At 42.8% G+C, this 21761-nt stretch carries 17 protein-coding genes and 4 pseudogenes; 4 read left to right on the top strand and 17 right to left on the bottom strand.

From position 1 onward, the window contains the following. Window positions 1-214: 214 nt before the first annotated feature. From CWM22_01480 to CWM22_01465, 4 genes and pseudogenes are all read right to left on the bottom strand, one after another. Window positions 215-847, bottom strand: coding sequence for a peptide ABC transporter ATP-binding protein (locus CWM22_01480; protein AUC90689.1), 633 nt, complete (start codon window positions 845-847; stop codon window positions 215-217). Between the two features lies 1 nt (window position 848). Continuing rightward, window positions 849-2834 carry a hypothetical protein gene (locus tag CWM22_01475; protein AUC90688.1) on the bottom strand — a complete coding sequence of 662 codons (1986 nt, stop codon included), beginning with the start codon at window positions 2832-2834 and terminating at the stop codon, window positions 849-851. Window positions 2835-3075: 241 nt separating this feature from the next. Beyond that, entirely contained in the window at window positions 3076-4014 is a 939-nt protein-coding gene (locus CWM22_01470; GenBank protein ID AUC90687.1) for a peptide methionine sulfoxide reductase, read from the bottom strand. A 39-nt stretch (window positions 4015-4053) separates the two neighbouring features. Beyond that, window positions 4054-5340, bottom strand: a pseudogene (locus CWM22_01465) (acetate--CoA ligase). 35 nt (window positions 5341-5375) lie between these two features. On the opposite strand from CWM22_01465, the gene CWM22_01460 reads away from it, so the two are divergent. Beyond that, window positions 5376-6411, top strand: a protein-coding gene (locus tag CWM22_01460) for an IS630 family transposase (protein ID AUC92821.1) whose coding sequence is annotated in 2 segments (ribosomal slippage) — window positions 5376-5872 and window positions 5871-6411 — 1038 coding nt in all. Because the reading frame shifts where the segments join, the coding sequence is not laid out codon by codon here. A 28-nt stretch (window positions 6412-6439) separates the two neighbouring features. Here CWM22_01460 and CWM22_01455 read toward each other — a convergent pair. From CWM22_01455 to treR, 11 genes and pseudogenes are all read right to left on the bottom strand, one after another. Next, window positions 6440-6688, bottom strand: a pseudogene (locus CWM22_01455) (acetate--CoA ligase). A gap of 138 nt (window positions 6689-6826) precedes the next feature. Beyond that, a complete protein-coding gene (trxA, locus tag CWM22_01450) occupies window positions 6827-7141 on the bottom strand; it encodes a thioredoxin (protein ID AUC90686.1) in 315 nt (104 codons plus the stop codon). 374 nt (window positions 7142-7515) lie between these two features. After that, window positions 7516-8370, bottom strand: coding sequence for an aldo/keto reductase (locus tag CWM22_01445; protein ID AUC90685.1), 855 nt, complete (start codon window positions 8368-8370; stop codon window positions 7516-7518). A 2-nt stretch (window positions 8371-8372) separates the two neighbouring features. Then, window positions 8373-8750 carry a MerR family transcriptional regulator gene (locus CWM22_01440; protein ID AUC92820.1) on the bottom strand — a complete coding sequence of 126 codons (378 nt, stop codon included), beginning with the start codon at window positions 8748-8750 and terminating at the stop codon, window positions 8373-8375. Window positions 8751-8846: 96 nt separating this feature from the next. Then, window positions 8847-9559: pseudogene (locus tag CWM22_01435) on the bottom strand (GNAT family N-acetyltransferase). Window positions 9560-9582: 23 nt separating this feature from the next. Further along, window positions 9583-11916: an endonuclease MutS2 gene (locus CWM22_01430; protein AUC90684.1), complete on the bottom strand. Its 2334-nt coding sequence runs from the start codon at window positions 11914-11916 to the stop codon at window positions 9583-9585. 36 nt (window positions 11917-11952) lie between these two features. Next, window positions 11953-12501 carry a colicin V production protein gene (locus CWM22_01425; GenBank protein AUC90683.1) on the bottom strand — a complete coding sequence of 183 codons (549 nt, stop codon included), beginning with the start codon at window positions 12499-12501 and terminating at the stop codon, window positions 11953-11955. Continuing rightward, entirely contained in the window at window positions 12498-12809 is a 312-nt protein-coding gene (locus CWM22_01420) for a hypothetical protein (GenBank protein AUC90682.1), read from the bottom strand. Before CWM22_01420 ends, CWM22_01425 begins: the two co-directional genes overlap by 4 nt. A gap of 57 nt (window positions 12810-12866) precedes the next feature. Further along, window positions 12867-12968: pseudogene (locus CWM22_01415) on the bottom strand (trehalose operon repressor). 65 nt (window positions 12969-13033) lie between these two features. Further along, window positions 13034-14755 (bottom strand): IS1634 family transposase, encoded by a 1722-nt coding sequence (locus CWM22_01410; protein ID AUC90681.1) that lies wholly within the window; start codon window positions 14753-14755, stop codon window positions 13034-13036. 155 nt (window positions 14756-14910) lie between these two features. Then, a complete protein-coding gene (gene treR, locus CWM22_01405; protein ID AUC90680.1) occupies window positions 14911-15624 on the bottom strand; it encodes a trehalose operon repressor in 714 nt (237 codons plus the stop codon). Window positions 15625-15856: 232 nt separating this feature from the next. On the opposite strand from treR, the gene CWM22_01400 reads away from it, so the two are divergent. Further along, complete coding sequence (locus CWM22_01400; GenBank protein ID AUC90679.1) at window positions 15857-17800, top strand: PTS beta-glucoside transporter subunit IIBCA; 1944 nt, start codon at window positions 15857-15859, stop codon at window positions 17798-17800. Here the strand turns inward: CWM22_01400 and CWM22_01395 are convergent. Continuing rightward, on the bottom strand, window positions 17797-17985 hold the full coding sequence (locus tag CWM22_01395; protein ID AUC90678.1) for a hypothetical protein: 189 nt from the start codon (window positions 17983-17985) through the stop codon (window positions 17797-17799). The genes CWM22_01400 and CWM22_01395 overlap by 4 nt on opposite strands. Beyond that, the gene (locus CWM22_01390) at window positions 17936-18043 is read right to left on the bottom strand and encodes a hypothetical protein (protein ID AUC90677.1); all 108 of its coding nucleotides are present in this window, start codon (window positions 18041-18043) and stop codon (window positions 17936-17938) included. Before CWM22_01390 ends, CWM22_01395 begins: the two co-directional genes overlap by 50 nt. A gap of 161 nt (window positions 18044-18204) precedes the next feature. On the opposite strand from CWM22_01390, the gene treC reads away from it, so the two are divergent. Together treC and CWM22_01380 are read left to right on the top strand one after the other, a co-directional pair. Beyond that, window positions 18205-19830, top strand: coding sequence for an alpha,alpha-phosphotrehalase (treC, locus tag CWM22_01385; protein AUC90676.1), 1626 nt, complete (start codon window positions 18205-18207; stop codon window positions 19828-19830). Between the two features lie 303 nt (window positions 19831-20133). Continuing rightward, window positions 20134-21255, top strand: a complete 1122-nt coding sequence (locus tag CWM22_01380; GenBank protein AUC90675.1) for an IS110 family transposase — start codon at window positions 20134-20136, stop codon at window positions 21253-21255. Window positions 21256-21761: the final 506 nt, after the last annotated feature.

Genomic DNA, 21761 nt, shown 5'->3' with positions numbered 1-21761 from the left:
TTATCTAGTTTTATTTTAATCTAATTTCACGAAAAAATCAAGAATATTTTCTGATACTCAATGAAAATCAAAAGTAGCCTAGGAAACGAAGCCGAAGATAGAACTCTGTTACTATCTTATTTCAAGGTAACAGGCTGAAAACCTCCACTGGAGCTTTTCACTCATCAAGGTAAGTTGACAACGGATAATTTTGATTTTCGAAGAGTATGAATTTTTACAAGTCTTCCATTTTTATGATAAGGTCTGCTCGCTCCCAAATCAAAGGATTATGGGTCGCAATCACAATTAGCCGATCTGGGCTCTTCAAGGATAACAAAATATCCATAATTTCTTGAGAGCTCTTAGGATCTAAGGCAGCCGTCGGCTCATCTGCTAAAATCAATGGAGGATTTTTCAGGATGACTTTAGCAAGAGCTACCCGCTGGGCTTCTCCTCCTGAGAGTTCATAGATAGGCTGGAACAGGCTCAGATAAGACAGACCAACTGCATCAAGTGCCGCTTCCTGCCTCGATTTCCTTTCGTCTTTGGACAATTTCTGACCAATCAGTCCCAAATCCAGATTTTCTCTGATTGTCTGACTTTCTAAAAGACCAAAATTCTGAAAGAGATAGCCTAATTCCTCCCTAAAAAAGAGATGGGGCTTCAACTTTTTCAATTCCTTTCCCTTGTAGAGAATATCACCTGCATCATAGGACTCCAACTTGGCTAAAATATTCAGCAAGGTCGTTTTTCCACTACCACTGGCACCTATCAAAGCATAGACCTTTCCAGCCTGCAAGTCTAGCGTTACATCAGAAAACAAGCTGCGCTTCCCAAATTTCTTTTGAATTGATTGGATAGAAAACATACTAGGCTCCTTTCAAAATACGGATATTCCAAGCTCCTTCTTTCCTCGCCTGCCACCTCAATAAGTAAAGGGCATTGATTATAAACAAGGCAAAACTGATACTACTTATGAATATGCGACCTGTTACTACTACACTCGCTCCCAAGGCTAATAAAAGGGCCAGTAGCTGAACCGTTAGGTATTTCTGATGAATGCCCAAGAAATCCATCCCTGCAATTTCCTTGATGAAAATCTCACGTTTAAATTCTTCAAAGTATAGAAGATTCATGGTATTAAACAGGACAATTGATGTCACAATCCCTAAAATGGCACCCATAGATGTTGAAATGGTCTCTATCCGAATACGATCTAAAAGTTCCGTAAAGAGGGAAGAACTACTTTTCATTTCATTGACAAACTGAAACAGATTTCTTGCCTTCAATTCGCGCAAAAGTTTATCTCTGTTTTTAAATAAAATACTGCTATCTACTTCATTCAACCAAAAGTCAGCAGATTCTTTTCCCAGACTTGACGGTGCCAGCACAACTAAAATAGAGTCTGTCAGGTATTGCACATGTTGACCAGAACGATGATTGTAGATAAACTGCTTTTGCCCATCTTTTAGATAGGAAACGTTTCCCTTAATGGTAGCTGAGCGTGTTTGATTAGCAGGTCTAACCATACGATTGATATAATCTTGGTAAAGATGGAGATACCTATCGCTTTCAGGGCGCAATTTTTCAGGCAACAGAAGTTGAAATTCTCCTTCTTGTAGAGGGAGCGCTACTTCTCCTTCTGCTAAGTCTACATCCTGTATCTGCAAATAATTTGGACTAACGTAGAGGGTGTTTCCAGCTGGATGGTAGCTGTCAAGGCGTGTCCCATCTTCCAGTTGGGAGCCCATTAAATAGGCATTCAAATTACTTTTGACAAAGAGTGCGCCGTCTTCCTCCAAAGCTTGCTTTAGTAAAGGATACCAATTTTCAGGCGAATTTAGTCCTGAGCGACCATCCGCAGAAATATTCCAAGCTAAACTATAGTAATCCCCTTCATTCTCCCACTGCTGGGCACCTACTTGGTATTCCTGCCAAATCCCTGAATAATAGACGGTTTGAGCCACACCCAATGACACCACCAGTAGAGCCAGCATTTGTCCCATAACCATAATGGTCAGGATTCCTTGCAGGGGCATCTTCCCTTTTAACAAGGGTAAAAAGTGATAGGTCCGAATGGCCAAGGTAAATGTAGCAGCGAAAAAAAGGACAATCAAACCAAGCAAGAAATGATAGCCCACTAGTGCTGCGACCAGATAGTAGACAGAATAGCCATCTAATCCAACGAGGTAGGCCAGTCCAACTGCTGGAAGAACCGCAAATGGGATAGTTAGAGCTATCTCTTTCGCATTTTCCTGTAGAGATAGTAGAAATAAATGCCAGCGTGAATCTCCTGCAATCAAACGGATACCTGCTGTACGCAACTGCCTTACATTGGCAATCACGACCAAAGCCATATAGGTAATGAGAAAGACCAGTATGGCTAAGAATTGACCTCCTTGGGTCAGAAATGCGAGTAAAGTAGCAATAGTCGATGGCTTCCGAATCTGAACTTCATCAAATCCAAGCGAAACAAGAAGAGAACAAAGCTCCTCTACCGTCGCTTTCCCTTGGAAAATAAAATATTTGGTTAAAAGTGTAGACTCCACTTTTTCTGATGACTGAAATTCCTCTAGTCCTCTTGGTAGGGGAGATTGACTAAAATTATCATAAGAAAAGGTACGTCCGCCTGATGTACTTGGCTCAATCACTCGTCTGGCAATGACACTATCCGTCTGTTGAGAATATTCCTCTAATCGCTGTCGTACATCTGAGTAAGTCACGTCCTCAGATACCGACAAGGCAGTCACAGAAGGATAATAATGAACTAGCATAGTCTCCTTTTGGCTAACCCCCAACCAGATCATAAAGACAGCTAGAATGATAGTCGATACAAGTACAAATTTTCCTTTCATCACAATCACCTGTCTTCCTATTCTCTAAAATGTAAGAAATAGGCTAGGAAAAAATTCCAATGTCTCTGCTCAGAGTTCGCTTTAATATCTCAGCGCACTGGTTGATTGACAGCAAAATAGCCACTTCTTCAACTAAAATATTATCTATGTATAAATCATTATATCAAAATTATATGTTTAAATATACTATTTCGACACAAAAAGCCTATTCTTTGCGAATAGACTTTCTGCGTTCCTAAATTTATTTAAGCAAATCCAAAAACAGGCCATATCCTGCTGCTTCCATTTCCTCTCTCGGTATGAAGCGAAGGGCTGCTGAGTTGATACAGTAACGGAGACCGCCTTTATCACGTGGTCCGTCGTCAAAGACGTGACCAAGATGAGCATGTCCAGCCCGACTGCGGACTTCGATGCGGTTCATGCCGTGGGAAAGATCTTGGAAATAAGTCGCAACTTCCTTGCTGATTGGTTTGGTAAAGGAGGGCCAGCCGCAGCCTGAGTCGAATTTGTCTGTCGAGAGAAAGAGGGGCTCGCCAGTCGTAATATCGACGTAGATACCAGCTTGGTCGCTATTCCAAAACTCATTTTCGAAGGGTCTTTCCGTCGCAGCTTCTTGAGTGACTTGATACTGGAGGTCGGTCAAGCTGTCTTTTAAGACTTGTTGATCTGGCTTTTGGTAGTCTGCAACATCAATCAGTGGGATTTTTGCCTGCCCAAGATCGATATGGCAGTACCCTTGGGGATTTTTCTTGAGATAATCCTGATGGTAGTCTTCGGCGGGGATGTAATGTGCGAGTGGCTCCACTTCAACGGCTAGGGGGCGTCCGCCAAAGAGCTGGGACTGCTCCGTCATGACTTGCTCGATGGTCGGCAAATCAGCCTCATCTGTGTAATAGATACCAGTCCGATACTGGCGCCCCTTGTCAGGTCCCTGCTGATTGACAGAGAAAGGATCAATGACGCGGAAATAGTAGAGGAGAATTTCCCGCAAGCTAATACGGACTTCATCATAGGCTAGATAGAGCGTTTCTGCGTGGTCTGTTTGTTTGAGGAGTTGATAATTGGTCGTCTCCACCTGTCCATTGGCATAGCCAACGCTGGTGTCAAGAATACCATCGATCTGGGAAAAGTAGCCTTCCATCCCCCAGAAACAACCGCCTGCTAGGTAGATTTCTTTCATGTGAACTCCTTCTTATCTGCAAGCGTGGTTTCGTCACCCTTACAGATTTTTTTCTTTCATTTCTGCTTCCATTTTGAGGCGTTGAACCTTCATGGTCGCTGTTCGTGGAATATCGTCATAAGCCATCAAGATAGGCTCTTTCAATAGTGGTAGGTCTGCAACCATGGCCCACCAAGCTTCCCAGTTCATCTCAACATCTTCTGCCAGAGCGATAATCGGCTGCGGTGCACCATTGACATCGCGGATAATCACGACTTCTGATAAAAAGTCCAATTTATCCAGCAATAAATCTTCCAAGGCAAGGTTGCTGTCGATGTGCTCAATGAGGTCAACCTGACGGTCTTTTAGAAGAAGCGTCCCCTCTGGAGTAATGCAGCCGTAGTCACCACTATCCCACCAAGCACCATACACATTATCTTGGAAGCGGGCGTCTTCTTTGTAGTAGGTCACAGCACGGCCTTTTGACAGGAACTGGATATGGCCGTTTTCTCCAGCTGGGAGAGGATTCCCTTGGGCGTCTGTAATGCGTGCTTCTGTGTAACCTCCCAGACCAATCCCCATATCTCGTCCGCTAACTGTTCCTAGGTTTTCCAAGCGATGGTAGCGTAAAATCATTGGGCCACATTCACTTTGACCATAAACCTGCATAAAGACTGGATCTTGCTCTTTAGAAGCCTCCAAGAAGGCACGAAGCGTACCAATATTGATAGCATCAAAGGTTGAATGGTAATAACGAATGCTACTAAAGACCTCTGGTTTTTCCTTGGCCAATCTTGCCCATTGGACAAAGTTATTCGGATGGGTTTCCAGAGCGCTTGGACGGTGAAGAGCAAGCGCCCGTTCAACATCATCTTTTCTTGCAGAAGAAAGTGGGTAGAGGGGGAATCCAAGCCCAATCGCCGACGACACTCCGATATTATAGCGTGAATGAACAGGGGAGATATGGAAGGCCAGCAAGCCTCTCTCCGTCATCTTGTCAAAAATAGTCTGTTGCCATGCTACTCGCCAGCCCATGGTCTGTGCTGTGTGGCAGATTAGTTTTGGAACACCTGTCGTCCCTGAAGTATGAGTCATGTATTGAATAACATCTTCTGGCAGGAGATTTTCTTCAAAAGCAACTGCTTCTTGCACTAGGACTTGGGGTAAAAATATCTTTGTGACCAGGTCAGTTCGAGTCATTCCTGCTACACGTTCTTCCGTTTCTTGGTCGTAGACAATGAAAGACTTTTCCAATCGCTCCGCAAACACATCTAAATTCGAAGATGGCAAATGGTAGGAAATCATAACAGGAACAGCACCCAATGCCGTTACCGCTACTGCTAATACTATTCAAAAAACAAAAACTAACCTATAATAGATTTATGAAACTTACTATCGAACAAACGAAAGAATTAAAAACTTATTTGAAAGATAAAACCTATTCTCCATTTCATAGACGACTTCAAGTTATCTTGTTCAGAGCAGAAGGTCTTAGCTATAAGGAAATCACTAACCTCATCGGCTATTCAAAGTATACAATCTGGTCCTTACAGCGCAAGTACGAACTTGAGGGGATTTCAGCTCTAGTAAGAGAAACGCGAGGTGGACGGAACCGTCAATATTTAACCCTTCAAGAAGAGGAAGCGTTTCTAAAAGAACAGTTAACAGCCTCACTAAATGGCGAATTTGTGACGATAAACTCTCTCTATGAAGCTTATCAGAAACGGGTTGGACACCCTACGACCAAGGAAGGATTCTATGCCATTCTTAAACGCCATGGTTGGCGCAAAGTGACGCCAAGACCAGAACACCCTAAAAAAGCAGACGCCGAAACGATTCTAGCGTCTAAAAATAAAATCTTCATTCACGAAAACAGGAAAGCGCTTCAAGAATAGTCGTCGCTATCATAAAGTCAGGCTAATGTATCAAGATGAGGCGGGTTTCGGTCGGATCAGTAAAATTGGGAAGGCCTGGGCACCAAAAGGGGTGAGACCGCATGTACATAGTCACTATATTCGTGAGTATCGCTATTGCTATGGTGCTGTTGATGCCCATACAGGAGAGTCCTTCTTCATTATCGCTGGGGGCTGTAATACAGATTGGATGAATGTTTTTCTCAAACAACTATCTGAAGCTTATCCTGACGATTATATTTTATTAGTGATGGACAATGCCGTTTGGCATAAATCAAGTACCTTAGAGAAACCACATAATATTGGTTTTGAGTTTATTCCTCCCTATACTCCTGAAATGAATCCAATTGAACAAGTTTGGGCTGAGATTCGAAAGAGAGGGTTTAAGAATAAAGCTTTTAAAACACTAGACGATGTGATAAACAAGCTTCAAGAAGTAATACGAGAGTTAGATTGGTCTATTTTAAAACCAATTGTTAGTAGACAATGGTTTAAAAACACTTGACTGGTTTGCTTTTGATTTTTGTTGAGTATAACAAATAGGTGTCAAAAGCTGGACTCTTATACAGAACCACCTTGTCCCCATAGCCAATACCTGCTGCTGCAAATTGAGCAGCTCTTTTTTGAATAGCCTCAAAAACTGTTTGATAGGTATTTTCCAATCCTAATTCAGGGAAGAATGTGTAGGGTTGGTCAAAATAAATGGCAACATTTGGAAACTCTCGAGCTGCTGTTTGAAACTGACGATAGAGATTTAATGGTTTGTAACTAATAGATGACATAGCTAACCTTTCTAAATGACAATAATATGGTTATTATATCATCTTGTGCCAACCTTCACAATCTTATGTTTTAAAAATACTCACGATTGTGAAAAAACAAGCAGCGAAACTGAACTCACTACTTGTTTTCATTTTCACTTAACCAATCTCTGCTAAGATTGCTTTGATTTGGTCTTTGGTGTGTACACCGGCAACCTGTTTCACAACCTGTCCATCTTTTTTGAACAAGAGGGTTGGGATAGACATGATTCCAAACTGACGAGCTGTGTTGGGATTTTCATCTACATCCATCTTGTAGATGCGCAATTCATCTTCATCCACTTCACCTGCTAATTGCTCCAAAATTGGTGCCTGCATACGACAAGGACCACACCATGGTGCCCAAAAGTCAACAAGGACTACACCTTCTTGTGTTTCAACTTCAAAGTTTGCATCTGTAATAACTTGAACCATGATTTTCTCCGTTTCTGTTTTTGGTACTATCATTCTACACCAAATGAAAAGAGAATGCGAATATTTGCTACGAAGAGAGAAATTGAATAGACATACTTTAGAAATCTTAATTTGACAAGCAGATTGGTCAAGTCAAACTAGACCGCAGGGAGCAAGCGTGAAATGGAAAATGGTTCTTCCTATCAAATCCAGTTGTAGCAATGAGACAAGGGGACGGAGTAGGTGCTACGGGATGAGAGTGGAGATAGGCATGCTTAAACAATTGTGATTTGAAAGCATGATGGTCACCCTAAACTAGACCGCAGGAATACGAGGGGGAACTGGGATACTGTTTTGCTTGTCAAGTCCAGTTGTAGCCAAAAACAAGCTCACTCTTAAAAGGTCTTCCCTACATAGCCTGCTAGAGCTTCAATGGTTTGGGCTTGGTGGTGGTCGGCAAAGACTGTCGTATCTGTATTTAGAGCTTGGATAGCCACCATGTCTTCTTCCGTCAGTCCAAAGTCAAAGATGTCAAAATTCTGACGGACACGCTCTGGATTGGCAGATTTCGATAAGGAAACAATGCCTGACTGGAGTTGGAAGCGGAGCATGACCTGAGCAGTTGTTTTTCCATATTTGCTAGCAATAGCTGTCAAAACAGGATTGGTAAAAACATCAAATTTCCCTTCTGCAAAGGCTCCCCAACTCTGAACTTGAATTCCCTTGCTGGCCAGATAGGCCCGCTCTTCTGGTTTTTGGTGGAACACATGTAGTTCAATCTGGTTGACCATCGGCTTCACAGTATTAAAAAGAGATAGGTTAGCAATCTGGTCTGGTTTAAAATTGGACACACCAATTGCACGGATTTTTCCTTCATGATAGAGTTCCTCCAAAGCTCGCCAAGCTCCAAAGGTATCACCTACTGGCTGATGGAGTAGATAGAGATCCAGATAGTCCAAACCTAACTTCTCCATAGAGGTCGCGAAAGCTTCTTTGGCTCCTTGGTAGTTCATATCTGAGATCCATAATTTAGTTGTAATAAACAGTTCTTCTCGCGGCACACCAGCATTACGAATGGCATGACCAACTGCTTCCTCATTTCCATAAGCCTGAGCTGTGTCAATCAGGCGATAACCTGTCCGAATGGCTTCTTCGACAACCTGCTGGCAATTTTCTGGATCTGGGATTTGGAAGACCCCAAATCCAACTGTAGGCATCTCAACTCCATTATGTAGTGTAACTGTCTGCATCTTTATTCTCCTTTGTCTAATCGTTCCTGTTCAAAGTGTAACAACTGACTATCATAGGTCGCTACCTTATGACTCAGCATCTCCAACACGGCTTCTTGCTGAGCAATTTGCTCCTTCAACCGCTCTTCCTGCTCCTGTAAAATCGCCTTTCGAGCAGCGATGGTGCTATCTCCCTGTCGTACTAGACCGACATAATCCACCAAGCTTTCAATGGACATCCCAGACTTACGGAGCATTTTGACCAAAAAGAGCCAGTCAATCGACTGTTGGTCAAATTGCCGGTAGCCGTTTTTGTCTCGCGGCACCTGTAAAAGCCCGATTCGTTCATAATAGCGAATAGTATCATGGGATAAACCCAATTCCTCCGCCACTTCTTTCATCGTTTTCAAAATATCACTTCCTTTCACCAGCTGATGATATTATGATTATAAACTATGGAGTCCACTCCATAGCAAGAGAAAAAAGTTGAATATGTTTCAACTTTTTTCTGTTAAATCCACCACATAGGTCAATTCTTGATAGACATCTTCGATGTCAAACAATTCTAAATCTGCTTGGTCTGTCACGACATAGACACCTTCGCGGAGATAGTAGGGTGCTGGCTGACCTGTTTCATCTGTAAAGGCCAATTTAGCATTGGGAAGATCGACACCAAAACGGACATAAGGTGTGTCTTTAGGTGTACCGATGACAAGATAATCTGAACAGACTAACTGTCCACCCCATTTTTGATACAAATGATTGGCTACATCTCCCTCTCTAGTAAAGATAGCTAATTTCTCGACAGCCTGTTCACGCAATTCCTGCTCTGCTTTTTCAAAAAGCGCCTGAGCAATGCCCTGCCCTTGAAAGTCAGGGTGGACTGCTAGGTTAGTAAAATAAGCTGTTCGCTTACTTGGTGCGTAAATATAAGACTGGCTGCACTCCTCAGTGTAAATATCGATGTCGATTAGACCAACTTAATAGCAGAAACTTGCTACGCAAGTCCCATCTCCAACCTCAAACGATTCCCCAAACCGTTTGAGCCATCTACTTCAGCCACCCATTCCACACGATGATCATAAACGTCTGTCATTAGTTCGGGCTTCTCTGTTTCTCTATCATCAAAGAATGGAGAGAAGAGGTAGCTGAGTGCCTTACAGTAAACCCATCCTTTTTCATCGCTGGTTTGATATTTTCTGATAATCATAAGAATCTCCCATCGGTTGATTGCTATTTAAACGTCACAATAGTACAGCCTGAGCCACCTGCATTTTGTGGGGCATAGCCGAACTCCTTGACCTGCTTGTTGCGGCGTAGGTACTTGGTCACCCCTTCTCGGATAACTCCAGTACCAATACCGTGGACAATATCGACTTGGGCTAGGTTATTGAGAAGGGCCTGGTCGATAAATTCATCCAGCTCCATCATAGCCTCTTCGTAGCGTTTACCACGGAGATCTAAGCGAGCTTTTGGTCCTCGTACATTAGCGCGTTTGACCGTGTGTACCTGACGTTTCTTAGGTTGCTCTGCCTTTTCCGCCTTGACTAACTCAAACTCATCTTTGGCCAAGGTCATCTTAATCAAGCCAACCTGAGCTTCCCAACGCCCGTCCTTGAGCTGATTGGTCAAGGTCCCACGTTGCCCATAAGCTGTAACGATAATATCATCGCCCACCTTGGCAGCTCGCTGGATTTTGGCTTTTTTCAGCACCTTATTCTTGGACAAATCGACTACTTCAGGTGCCAACTTTTTCAGCTCTGCCTTGGCTTCGATAATCTGGTGGGGCTTAAGACTAGCTGCAGCATGAAGATTCTTGAGAATGCCCTCGCTTTCTGCCAAAGCTAGATCAACAATTTCCTTGGCTTCCAAGCGTGCCTTGTTGAGCTCATTTTCCCGCTCACGATTGAGCTCGTCATAGAGTTTACGAAGAGCGCGGTTCATCTTGAAATTTTCTTGCTCCACCTCGCGAATCTTATCTAGGCGACGGCGACTTTCAACCGTCTGACTTTCCAATTTCTCGATAATGCGGTTCACATCGCTATCTGTATCCGTCCAAGATTGGGCTGACTGGATAATAATATCAGATAGACCAAGACGGCGGGCAATTTCAAAGGCATTGGAGCGACCAGGAACACCCTGCATAAACTTATAGGTCGGACGCAGGCTATTGCTATCAAACTCCATGCTGGCATTTTCAATACCAGAGGTTTCTATCCCGTAGGCCTTAAGCTCAGGGTAGTGGGTGGTCGCCATGGTCTTGATCCCCCGCAGACGAAGGTCATCCAAAATAGCCATTGCCAGCGACGCACCCTCCTGCGGATCTGTCCCAGCTCCCAACTCGTCAAATAGAATGAGAGAATCTTGATCAGCTGCTCTTAAAATTTCCACCGTGTGGGTCATGTGACTGGAGAAGGTTGATAAACTCTGCTCAATCGACTGTTCATCCCCAATATCCGCAAAAATTTCTTTGAAGATAGCTACCCGACTGCCCTCATCAGCCAAGATAGGCAAACCAGACTGGGCCATCAGATGGGTCAATCCCAAGGTCTTAAGCATGATGGTCTTACCACCTGTGTTGGGACCTGTTATCACGATAGCTGTCAACTGACTACCGAAATAAAGGTCATTTGGTACAGGCTTAGCAATGAGCGGATGCCGAACGTTGAGAAGGGCAATATCCTGCTTCTCAGATAGTTTGGGTACAACTGCTTGATGATCACGCGCAAAGAGATGCTTAGCACGGACGAAATCAATATGCCCGATAAGCCAGGCATTGTTACGAATCACGCCACTATGCGGACGGAGCATATCCGACAATTCCTGCAAGATACGGTTGAGCTCATGGCGTTCTTCTGCACGTAGGTGACTGATTTCTTCGTTCAAGGTCACCACTGCCCGCGGCTCAATATAAACGGTCGAACCTGAGGCGGAGATATCATGGACTACACCCGCAATCTTATTGCGATAGGTATTTTTAACAGGAAGGACATTGCGTCCATTACGGCTTGCCAAAATACTATCGGACAGCATGTCGCCCTTGGTCTTCAAAATATCCTGCATGACCTGACGAACTTGGTCTTCAGCTTCACGGATTTTCCGGCGGATACGAGCCAGCTTTTCTGAGGCAAAATCCTCTACAAAACCGGCATCATTGATGGACTGGAGGGAGCCTTGTAAATGTGGAAAAAGCTCAATCTTCTCAAAGAGTTTATCCAGCTGGCTAAGACTGACATTTTCCAGATTTCCATAAAAGTCCAAGAGAGATTTAGAAACTTCCAAGACCTTTTTAACAGCTAATAATTCAGCGATATTGAGGTCTGTATCCAATTCCAAACGACGCATGGCTGGACCGATGTCACTCGTAGCAGCCAGACTGAAATAGGGATTTTCCACAAAAATCTGCGCTATATCTGTCAACTCGTCAAAGGCCTGTTGGATACGGTGGACTTCCACCATGGGCTCCAACTGTCGCAATTCTTCAAAGCCCTGTTCCGTCAAGAGATAGGGCTCAATTTTCTGTCTAACCTTGTGAAATTCAAGGGTTTCAATAATCTTATTATTCATATTTTCCTACTTAGTCAAAAAAGGATAAGGTCTCCCTTACCCTGCTATATTACTCAACCAGAGAGATTTTAAAAAGCTACTAGTGAATGGTGTGTACTGAATCATGATGTTGGCAAGAAAACTACTGTGCAATTTATCTTGAATCATCGCTAACGGAATAGTTGATAGCAAGACCATGACAATCTGAAGAGAGATAAAAGTCACCAAGACAGCCAAGGCGCCGCTTATGAGATTGGTCGTTTTTGTATCAGGATTAAAAGCCTCTAATAGATGGACAAATATTCCTATGAAACGCACAATAGCATAAACCAAGACGTATATCAAAAGAAAGGCCAATCCCGCATAAAATACCATATCTAGGTCAAAGAGATATTTCTCATCAAAATAATAGTTGGAGCTCCCCTGAGTAGCATTGGCAAATGGCACCCAGAGATAAAGGAAGGATGCCAATTTTTTATAAGTAGCCGTTGCAACCACCAGAGCAATAATACTTCCCATGCTATAAAACGCCTGTAGAACTAGACCACGACTGTAGCCAATGTAGAAACTCCATGCCAAAATGAGAATAATTGCTAATGAAATCATACCTTGTCCTCAAGCTCGTCTAAGTCAATCAAGGTCACATTCTTTTTCAAGACCTTTTCTTTGACGCTTGCAAGTTCTTGTTCCTTTTGTTCAAATGCCATCTCGCGCGTTAGTTGAACGGATAGAGCATTGATTGCCAACAAAAGCGCGAGGGTTTCAGGGTCCGCCGTCGGCATCTTTTCTTTGATGGCTTGGTATTTTTCCTGTGCAATACGCTCAATCTCTTCCATAAAGAGATTGTCATGCTCAGTTGTCAAGGTTAATTGCTTCTCGCCAAATGTAAATTTATATCGATTTAAGTTTGCCATATCTTACCTCTTCTTCTATCTATTATAGCGTAAAAAACTTGATTTGGCTAATCTCTCCTATAAAGAATGCTTTCTACGAGCAAAATCTACAAAGCGGAATTTATCAATCTTGTGCTTACTTTCAGTGTATTGAAATTGTCGCGTATCTCCCAAGTTTATCACTTAAAAAAGCATAAAGAACAGCTAACCCCTTGTCTATCAAGGGATTTCACTGTTCTTTTCTCTTATTTTTTTGTTGTGTATGGACGTTTCCCATACTTCTTAAGCGTTTCAAATTTGACAATTCCATTGGTCCAATCAAACCCCAAAAGCTTATTTAACTCCTGCATATCGGAATTCTCTTGAAGCCTATAGTAATCATCCCTCAATCTTGTGGCCTTTGCACTATTTAGAGCAGAAGTAATCCGTTCTGGACTCATTTTCCAGTCAATCTGATGTTGGAGTAAGCGTAAGTGAACCAAGGCAATAAAGCATGTTAAAAAGTGTGCTTGAATATGTTCTTCTGTCCAAACATAGACTGGACGACTTTCTAACTCCATCTTAGTTACACGGAAGCAATCCTCAATTTTAGACAGTTCCTTGTAGGAAGCAAGCATAGCCTCATCGCTCATCTCAGTCTCACTGGTCACAAGGACATGAACTCCATCAAATTGAGCATCAAATTCGACCTGTTCTTGGTCAATTCGGATAAGTGGCGAAAATGGTTTAACCTCTCCGGTTTCCTTATCCAAATAGCTCAATTCAAGATATTTCTTTCCGCCCTTCTTACTCGTTTGTCGAAACAATTCCGCATCAGTTAGCTTATTGGCATAGTCAAGAGCCCCTTCACGTCGAATCCGTTCTCTATCTTCATATTTCTTTGACCAGGTCATTAGTACTTTTTCTCTAACGGTTGGAGAATCCTTCTTGGTCCCAAGTTTTCTCTCTCGAATGTAAGACTTTTTAGCGAAAGTGATCTCTTGATTAAACTGCCAACCAGATTCTTCCAATATTTTTTCTTGAATATCCTTCGGAGCACCACGTTTCCCACGGTGCTTTTGTGAGAAGATCCAGCCATCTCCTTGCTTCTCCATAGCTGAAACATTATTTTGACTATTCATTGCCTTATCTGCCACAACTACAATTCGTTCAATCCCAAATTGTTTCTTTACTTCTTCAACAGCAGGAAGATAAGTCACAGGGTCTGTCTGATTGCCTCTGAATAATTTATAGCTGATTGGAATACCGTTGGTATCCATAAACAATCCCAGTTGCACTATAGGCTTAGGTCTGTGTTCCTTACTCGGTCCCCTCCTACGCAAGCCCTCTTTGAGAATTGTTCCGCTCTCTGATACCTCTTCACTATCAGGGATATCTGTTTCAAAGTAATAGTTAGTAACATCATAGAAAACCAGACGAGCTTCACGCTTTGTCAGTCGACTTACTTCCTTGTGCAGATGTAGTTGAAGGTCCTCTTTTAGTGAGTTCAAGAGATCCAAAGAACGGTAGATAGCATTGCGACTAACTGACCAATCTCCAAACAAATCACCCTGAGAAGCATATGTCGCAAGTTTACTATTCGGATGTAAGATACGCTGAAAGACAAGTAGCTTTAGCACTTGAACCAAGTCGTAGTCAGCCTTATGAGGTCGGGATTTTAAAAAATGAGATAACTCCAATTCCTCAAACAAACCATCTAGTACCATCCAACCATAAGACTTATCTGGTTCATACATAGGAGCAAGCAAATCATAGTCAACTGTTAGAGTTTTCTTATCTGTTAAAATCCCTTGCTTAGCTTCTTGTTTTAATCGGTCAAGAATAGCGGGATCGTCTTTTTCAAGTTCGTCCAATAAGCCATATTTTTTTAGGATCCGTTGTTTGACCTTGCCATCTTTACGATATCCCTCGACTAGGTAGACATGGGTCCGACCTTCTTTGTTCGTTGTTGTTTTGATAAATGCCATAGTTACATTATAACATACATAACCATATACAACAAGAATAATGATAAAAATTATTCAAAAAATTCAACTATATCAAGCACTTATGGCATTTTTTTGAAAAAATAAGTGAGAAAGTCGGGATTATAGCGTAAAAAACTTGATTTGGCTAATCTCTCCTATAAAGAATGCTTTCTACGAGCAAAATCTACAAAGCGGAATTTATCAATCTTGTGCTTACTTTCAGTGTATTGAAATTGTCGCGTATCTCCTAAGTAGACCCTGGATTTTATCAACACCAGATAATCATCCTGAATCTGCATCAAATCTCGTTCTTCTCGACTGGTCGGCTCTACCGTAATCTCTTTTTGTGCATAAGCAATATCAAGGCCTAACTTATTTTCTAGGTATTCATAGATGGATTTTTCAGCAATAGCAGTTGTCAACTCTGGCACGACATCGACAGCAAGATAATCTGTATCCACAACGGAGACCTTACCGTCAATTGAACGTGTACGGACAACTTTCCACACCTTGCTATACGGCTCAAAGTCTGTCAAATGCGAAAGGCTACTATTAACGGTAATCATATCTAAGCTGACAACATCTGTCTTGGTAGAAAGCTGGAGAACATTTGTCAATTCCTGATAGGAAGTTAAACCTGAAACTGGGAAATTGAGAATTTCTTGCTTAAGGACCATTGAACCACGCCCTTGCACTTTTTGAATCAAACCTCCCTCAGTCAAAATCGCCAACGCCTTACGAACCGTATCACGACTAACACCATAGATTTCCTGAAGCTGCTGTTCTGTCGGTAGGGAGCTTTCTGCCGGATAAACATTTGTCCGTATTTTTTCTTTTAAGTCATTATAAATTTCTTGGTATTTTTTCATCATTTCCTCGCAAATTCATCTGTCAAATAGCATACAACTATCAACATTATAACAAAATTCATTTCAAAATTTAAAAAAACTAAGCAAAAACGCTTGCATTATTTTTTGAAATCGGATACAATGATAACACAAAAGAAATTTGTCCGTACAAATTTCAAAAAAGGACATACTTCGAGAGATGTCAAAAAATATAGGGTGACGGATTCCATAAGCCGTCTAGAAGGAAAAATATATGGGAAAATTTGAAAAAGAAGCCAAACAGCTCCTAGATGCTATTGGTGGAAAAGAGAATGTCAATGCAGTAACACACTGTGCGACACGTATGCGTTTTGTTCTTACTGATGACAAAAAGGCAAATGTCAAAGTCATCGAAGACATTCCTGCAGTAAAAGGAACCTTCACCAACGCTGGTCAATTCCAAGTCATCATCGGTAACGATGTACCAATATTCTACAATGACTTCACAGCCGTGTCTGGTATCGAAGGCGTATCTAAGGAAGCTGCCAAGTCAGCAGCTAAAAGCAACCAAAATGCCATCCAACGTGTCATGACTATGTTGGCGGAAATCTTCACGCCGATCATCCCAGCCCTTATCGTCGGCGGTTTGATTCTCGGTTTCCGTAACGTTTTGGAAGGTGTACAATGGTCTGCTTTGAATGAGAAAACAATCGTTGAAGTATCTCCATTCTGGAATGGGGTCAACCACTTCCTCTGGTTGCCAGGTGAAGCCATCTTCCACTTCCTACCAGTAGGTATCACTTGGTCTGTATCTCGTAAAATGGGGACATCTCAAATCCTTGGTATCGTCCTTGGTATCTGTTTGGTTTCTCCACAGTTGCTCAATGCTTATGCCGTACCTGGTACAGATGCAGCAACTATTGCCAGCGACTGGTCTTGGAACTTCGGTGCATTTAGTATTGCCCGTATCGGTTATCAAGCACAAGTTATCCCTGCCCTCCTTGCCGGTTTGGCACTGTCTTACCTAGAAATCTTCTGGCGTAAGGTTGTTCCAGAAGTGGTCTCAATGATCTTCGTACCATTCCTATCACTTCTTCCTGCCATCATCTTAGCTCACACTGTCCTTGGTCCTATCGGTTGGACAATCGGGCAATGGTTGTCAACTATCGTATTGGCTGGTTTGACTGGTCCATTGAAATGGCTCTTCGGTGCGGTATTCGGTGCCCTTTATGCACCGTTCGTAATCACTGGTCTTCACCACATGACAAATGCCATCGATACACAATTGATTGCAGATGCTGGTGGAACCGGTCTCTGGCCAATGATCGCCCTTTCTAACATTGCTCAAGGTTCTGCAGTATTTGCCTACTTCCTCATGAGCCGTCACAATGAAAAAGAAGCTCAGGTTTCACTTCCTGCAACTATTTCTGCCTACCTAGGTGTTACTGAACCAGCCCTCTTTGGTGTCAACGTGAAATACGTTTACCCATTCGTAGCTGCAATGATCGGTTCAAGTATTGCTGGACTTCTCTCTGTAACCTTCAACATCCAAGCTGCCTCTATCGGTATCGGTGGTCTTCCAGGTATCTTGTCTATCAAAGCTGAATACTGGGGTCCATTCTTGCTAGCAATGGTAGTTGCGATTGTTGTCCCAATGATTTTGACAGCTGTTTTCAAACGTACAGGTGCATTTTCAAAAAAAGAAGAAACTGTTGAAGAAGTTGTAGTCGTAACTGAAACTGTCGTTGAAACTGGTGCTGCTATCGAATTGATCAGCCCCCTAACTGGTCAAGCAAAAGAATTGTCACAGGCAACTGACCCTGTATTCGCATCTGGGGTCATGGGACAAGGTGTCCTTATCGATCCTAGCGAAGGTGTCTTGGTTGCTCCAGTCGATGGTGAAGTATCTGTCCTCTTCCCTACTAACCACGCTGTTGGTATCACTGCTACAAACGGAGTTGAACTCCTTATGCACATTGGTATGGATACTGTTGGTTTGGAAGGTAAAGGTTTTACAGCCCATGTCAAGCAAGGTGACAAGGTAAAAGCTGGTGATAAATTGATTAGCTTTGACATCGATGTCATTAAGGCTGCTGGTCTCGTCGCTGAAACACCAGTTATCGTGACCAACCAAACTGACTTTGACACTCAAGTTATCGGAAATCTTCCTCGTGCCATCTCGCAAGGCGAAGCTATTCTGACAGTTACAAAGAATTAATGTTCTAGGAGGGGGAGCGGGAAAGAACTCGACTGGTCAAAAAAGAGTTCGTCAACAATTTTTCGTTTTAAGTTGTTGAGCTGAAACAGTCTATCCCCAGACTGTTTCACTCCCACCCCCGCATAGCTCCAACAGTCAGAGTAGTGACTGTTGGAGGTTGGAAATGAAGCGAACTCTGTTCGCATCAGTCGTAATGGTCAGATTTGGAGTGTAAAACACGAATTGCTGAGATTTGCTTCGCAAATCCTATCTCCAACCTTTAACAGTCCACTGGACTGTTAAACCCAATCAACCACTGCGCTGAGATGTTGACACGAACCCTGAGAAGCGAGGTTAAGCTTTTTGCCCAGCCTCCTCCTATCATTGCTTATGCAAGAAGGAAAAATCAAGAAAGAGAGAGCAAAATGACAATAGACAAACGAAAGGTTGTTTATCAAATCTACCCAAAATCTTACAAGGATACAACTGGAAATGGTGTAGGGGATTTACGAGGAATTATTGAAAAACTACCTTATTTGAAGGAGCTAGGCATTGATATGATTTGGCTCAACCCTTTCTACCCAAGTCCTCAGCGGGACAACGGCTATGATATTTCTGATTACACAGCCGTCAATCCTGATTTTGGGACCATGGCTGACTTTGAAGAAATGGTGGCTGTCGGTAAAGAGCTGGGTATCGAATTCATGCTAGACATGGTCCTCAACCACTGCTCAACGGAGCATGAATGGTTCCAAAAAGCCCTAGCAGGCGACAAATACTACCAAGATTTCTTTATCCTGCGTGACCAGCCAACTGACTGGGTGTCTAAGTTTGGCGGCAATGCCTGGGCTCCCTTTGGAGATACTGGGAAATACTACCTCCATCTCTTTGACGTGACCCAAGCCGACCTCAACTGGCGAAACCCTCATGTCCGCGAAGAACTCTTCAAAGTGGTCAACTTCTGGAAAGACAAGGGTGTCAAAGGCTTCCGCTTCGACGTTATCAACCTGATTGGTAAGGACGAAGTCCTCGAAGACTGCCCAATCAATGACGGCAAGCCTGCCTACACAGACCGCCCGATTACCCACGACTACCTCAAGATGATGAACAATGCTACTTTTGGTAGCGAAAAAGGCTTCATGACCGTCGGGGAAATGTCTGCCACCACCATTGAAAACTGCATTCTCTACACAGCTCCCGAGCGGGAAGAATTGTCCATGGCCTTCAACTTCCACCACTTGAAAGTGGATTACAAGGACGGGCAAAAATGGACCATCATGGACTTTGACTTTGAAGAACTCAAACACCTCTTCCATACTTGGGGTGAAGAAATGTCCGTCGGAAATGGCTGGAACGCCCTTTTCTACAACAACCACGACCAGCCTCGAGCCCTCAACCGCTTTGTTGATGTGGAGAATTTCCGTAAGGAAGGAGCAACCATGCTAGCAGCCTCTATCCACCTGTCCCGCGGTACGCCTTACATCTACATGGGCGAGGAAATCGGCATGATCGACCCTGACTACGACAGCATGGACGACTATGTCGATGTCGAGTCTATCAATGCCTACCAGATGCTCTTGAATCAAGGTCACACACCTGAGCAGGCCTTCAAGATTATCCAGGCCAAGTCCCGTGACAATTCCCGCACTCCGATGCAATGGGATGCTTCTGACAATGCAGGCTTCTCAACAGGCACACCTTGGCTGAAAGCTGGCAAATCCTATCAAACGATTAACGTTGAGCAGGAAAAAACAGGCCCAATCTTCACCTTCTATCAAGAGTTGATTCGACTCCGAAAAGAACTACCCCTCATCTCAGAAGGGGATTACAAGGCAGCCTACAAGGATAGCCAGAAAGTCTACGCCTTTGAGCGCTTGCATAATGGCGAAAAACTACTGGTCCTAAACAACTTCTTTGCAGAAGAGGTTGAACTAGAACTAGCAGATGACTACGCACGTGGTCAAATCCTCATCAGCAACTACCCTGACAACAAACTCGGTAAGAAAATCACCCTCAAGCCGTATCAAGCATTGGCAATTCAAGTTAACTAAACGATAAAACATCCGAAAACAACACTCAACATGTCAATTTTAATTTTCCTAAAATTAGAACCCGCCTTCACAGCTCAGTATGTTACTTGTGAAGGCAAGTTCTTGGTTTAAGGTTTCTTTTAGGAATATATTTTATAATGTAGTTTACGCACGAAACAGCTATCTGGGGGGGAGATAGTTGTTTCTTTTTTATAGACAATATGTAAAGACCCCCAGTTGAGAATTCGTGGATTTACCTGTACACTAGAATAAAAAAACAATCAACTTCTAACAGGAATTACCACACTCAATTGGAGGTCTTATATGTTTCATTTTACCACACTTTTCATCGGAATGGATGTTCACAAAGAAAGTTTTTCACTCTGCTATTATGATATGATGGCGAATCAATTCAAACATAGCACTAAAGTTGGTCCAAATGTTAGCTATATTGTGAACTATGTGAATGAGCTTCGTCATTTATATGGTCAAGATGCAGAAGTGTTATGTGGCTACGAAGCCGGATGTCTTGGATTTACCCTATATCACCAGCTACAAGCTCACGGGATTCCCTGTATCGTGATGGCGCCTACAACGGTGATGAAGGAAGGATCTAAGCGTGTTAAGACTGATAAAAAAGATGCAGCTCAGCTCGCAAAAGCTCTGGCCTTTCGTAGCTATCGGCCTGTTCATATTCCTACTGTTGAGGATGAACAAGTCAAAGAATATATCCGCATGAGAACAGACCACAAAGTGGCTCTGAAGAAAATCAAACAACAAATTCTTGCCTTCTGTCTCCGACATGATTTTCGCTATACCGAGGGAAGCAGTAATTGGACACAGAAACATGTCCGCTGGCTCCGTTCCCTAAATCCTGATGGACTTTACGCAGAGATTTTGACAGAATATCTATTGACCTATGAGAAATTAGTAGATCAAATAGAACGGTATGATGCACGAATTGAGCAACTGGGTCAAAGCGACAGTTATCAAGAGAAGGTCTCACGGCTTTCTTGCTTTATTGGCATTAAAACACTAACTGCTCTTTCCATTGTGACAGAAATCGGTGATTTTAATCGCTTTGCGACAGCTCAACATTTTGCTTCTTATCTTGGGCTAACTCCTAGCGAAAATTCTAGCGGCGACAAGGAGAGAAGAGGTGCTATCACCAAAGCTGGGAATAGCCATGTGAGACGACTTCTGATAGAAGCTGCACAATCATTGGCTAAGGGGACGATTGGGTATAAATCCAAAGAATTGAAAAGGAGACAAAGTGGAAACCGAGTGGAGGTGATTGCTTATGCGGATAAGGCTAATGAACGCTTAAGAAGACGTTATCGCACACTTGTTCTAGGAAAAAATAAGAAACAAAATGTTGCTAAAACAGCTATTGCACGAGAATTGTCTGGTTTTATTTGGGGGATGATGACAGGAAGAATAGCTTGAAGTTAGCGCTTGTTTTCATGTACACTTTTGACCATTAAGTTTTATCATCGCAGAGCGATGAGGAATCCCTATTTCTATCCAAAATCACTGGGTGAATTTGGACAGAAATAAGGATTGAAATCATGTTTGAATGGAAAGTATCTTGAAGGAGTTTAGGACTTCAAGGTTTGAGTCATCTACGAAATGACTAAGTGGCACAATTGTGATCCACGCTTATAGAGAGTAGGACTCGCGGCAGAACCATTGACCTGTAGGTAACCAATCCACGAATATCAGAGTGGCCAATGCCCGAAGCTAAGAACTAGGCTCTTTCTAGATACTTTTCATTTTTTAATCAGTTCGATTGTTTTTACTTGACAAAGGGCTTTACATATCAGTCATTTGAATTAACTTTGATACATCGTCACTTTCGGCTTGCCGTACTCTACAGAAGTGACTTGCTTTCAAGTTATATCTCCAACCTAGCACAGCCACTAGGCTGTGCTAGCAATCTGCACCTCAGTTCC

This window comes from Streptococcus suis (assembly GCA_002831545.1).
Taxonomy (GTDB): domain Bacteria; phylum Bacillota; class Bacilli; order Lactobacillales; family Streptococcaceae; genus Streptococcus; species Streptococcus suis_P.
Note: the sequence above shows the minus strand (reverse complement) of the source record. Positions and strands in the feature narration are given on the sequence as shown.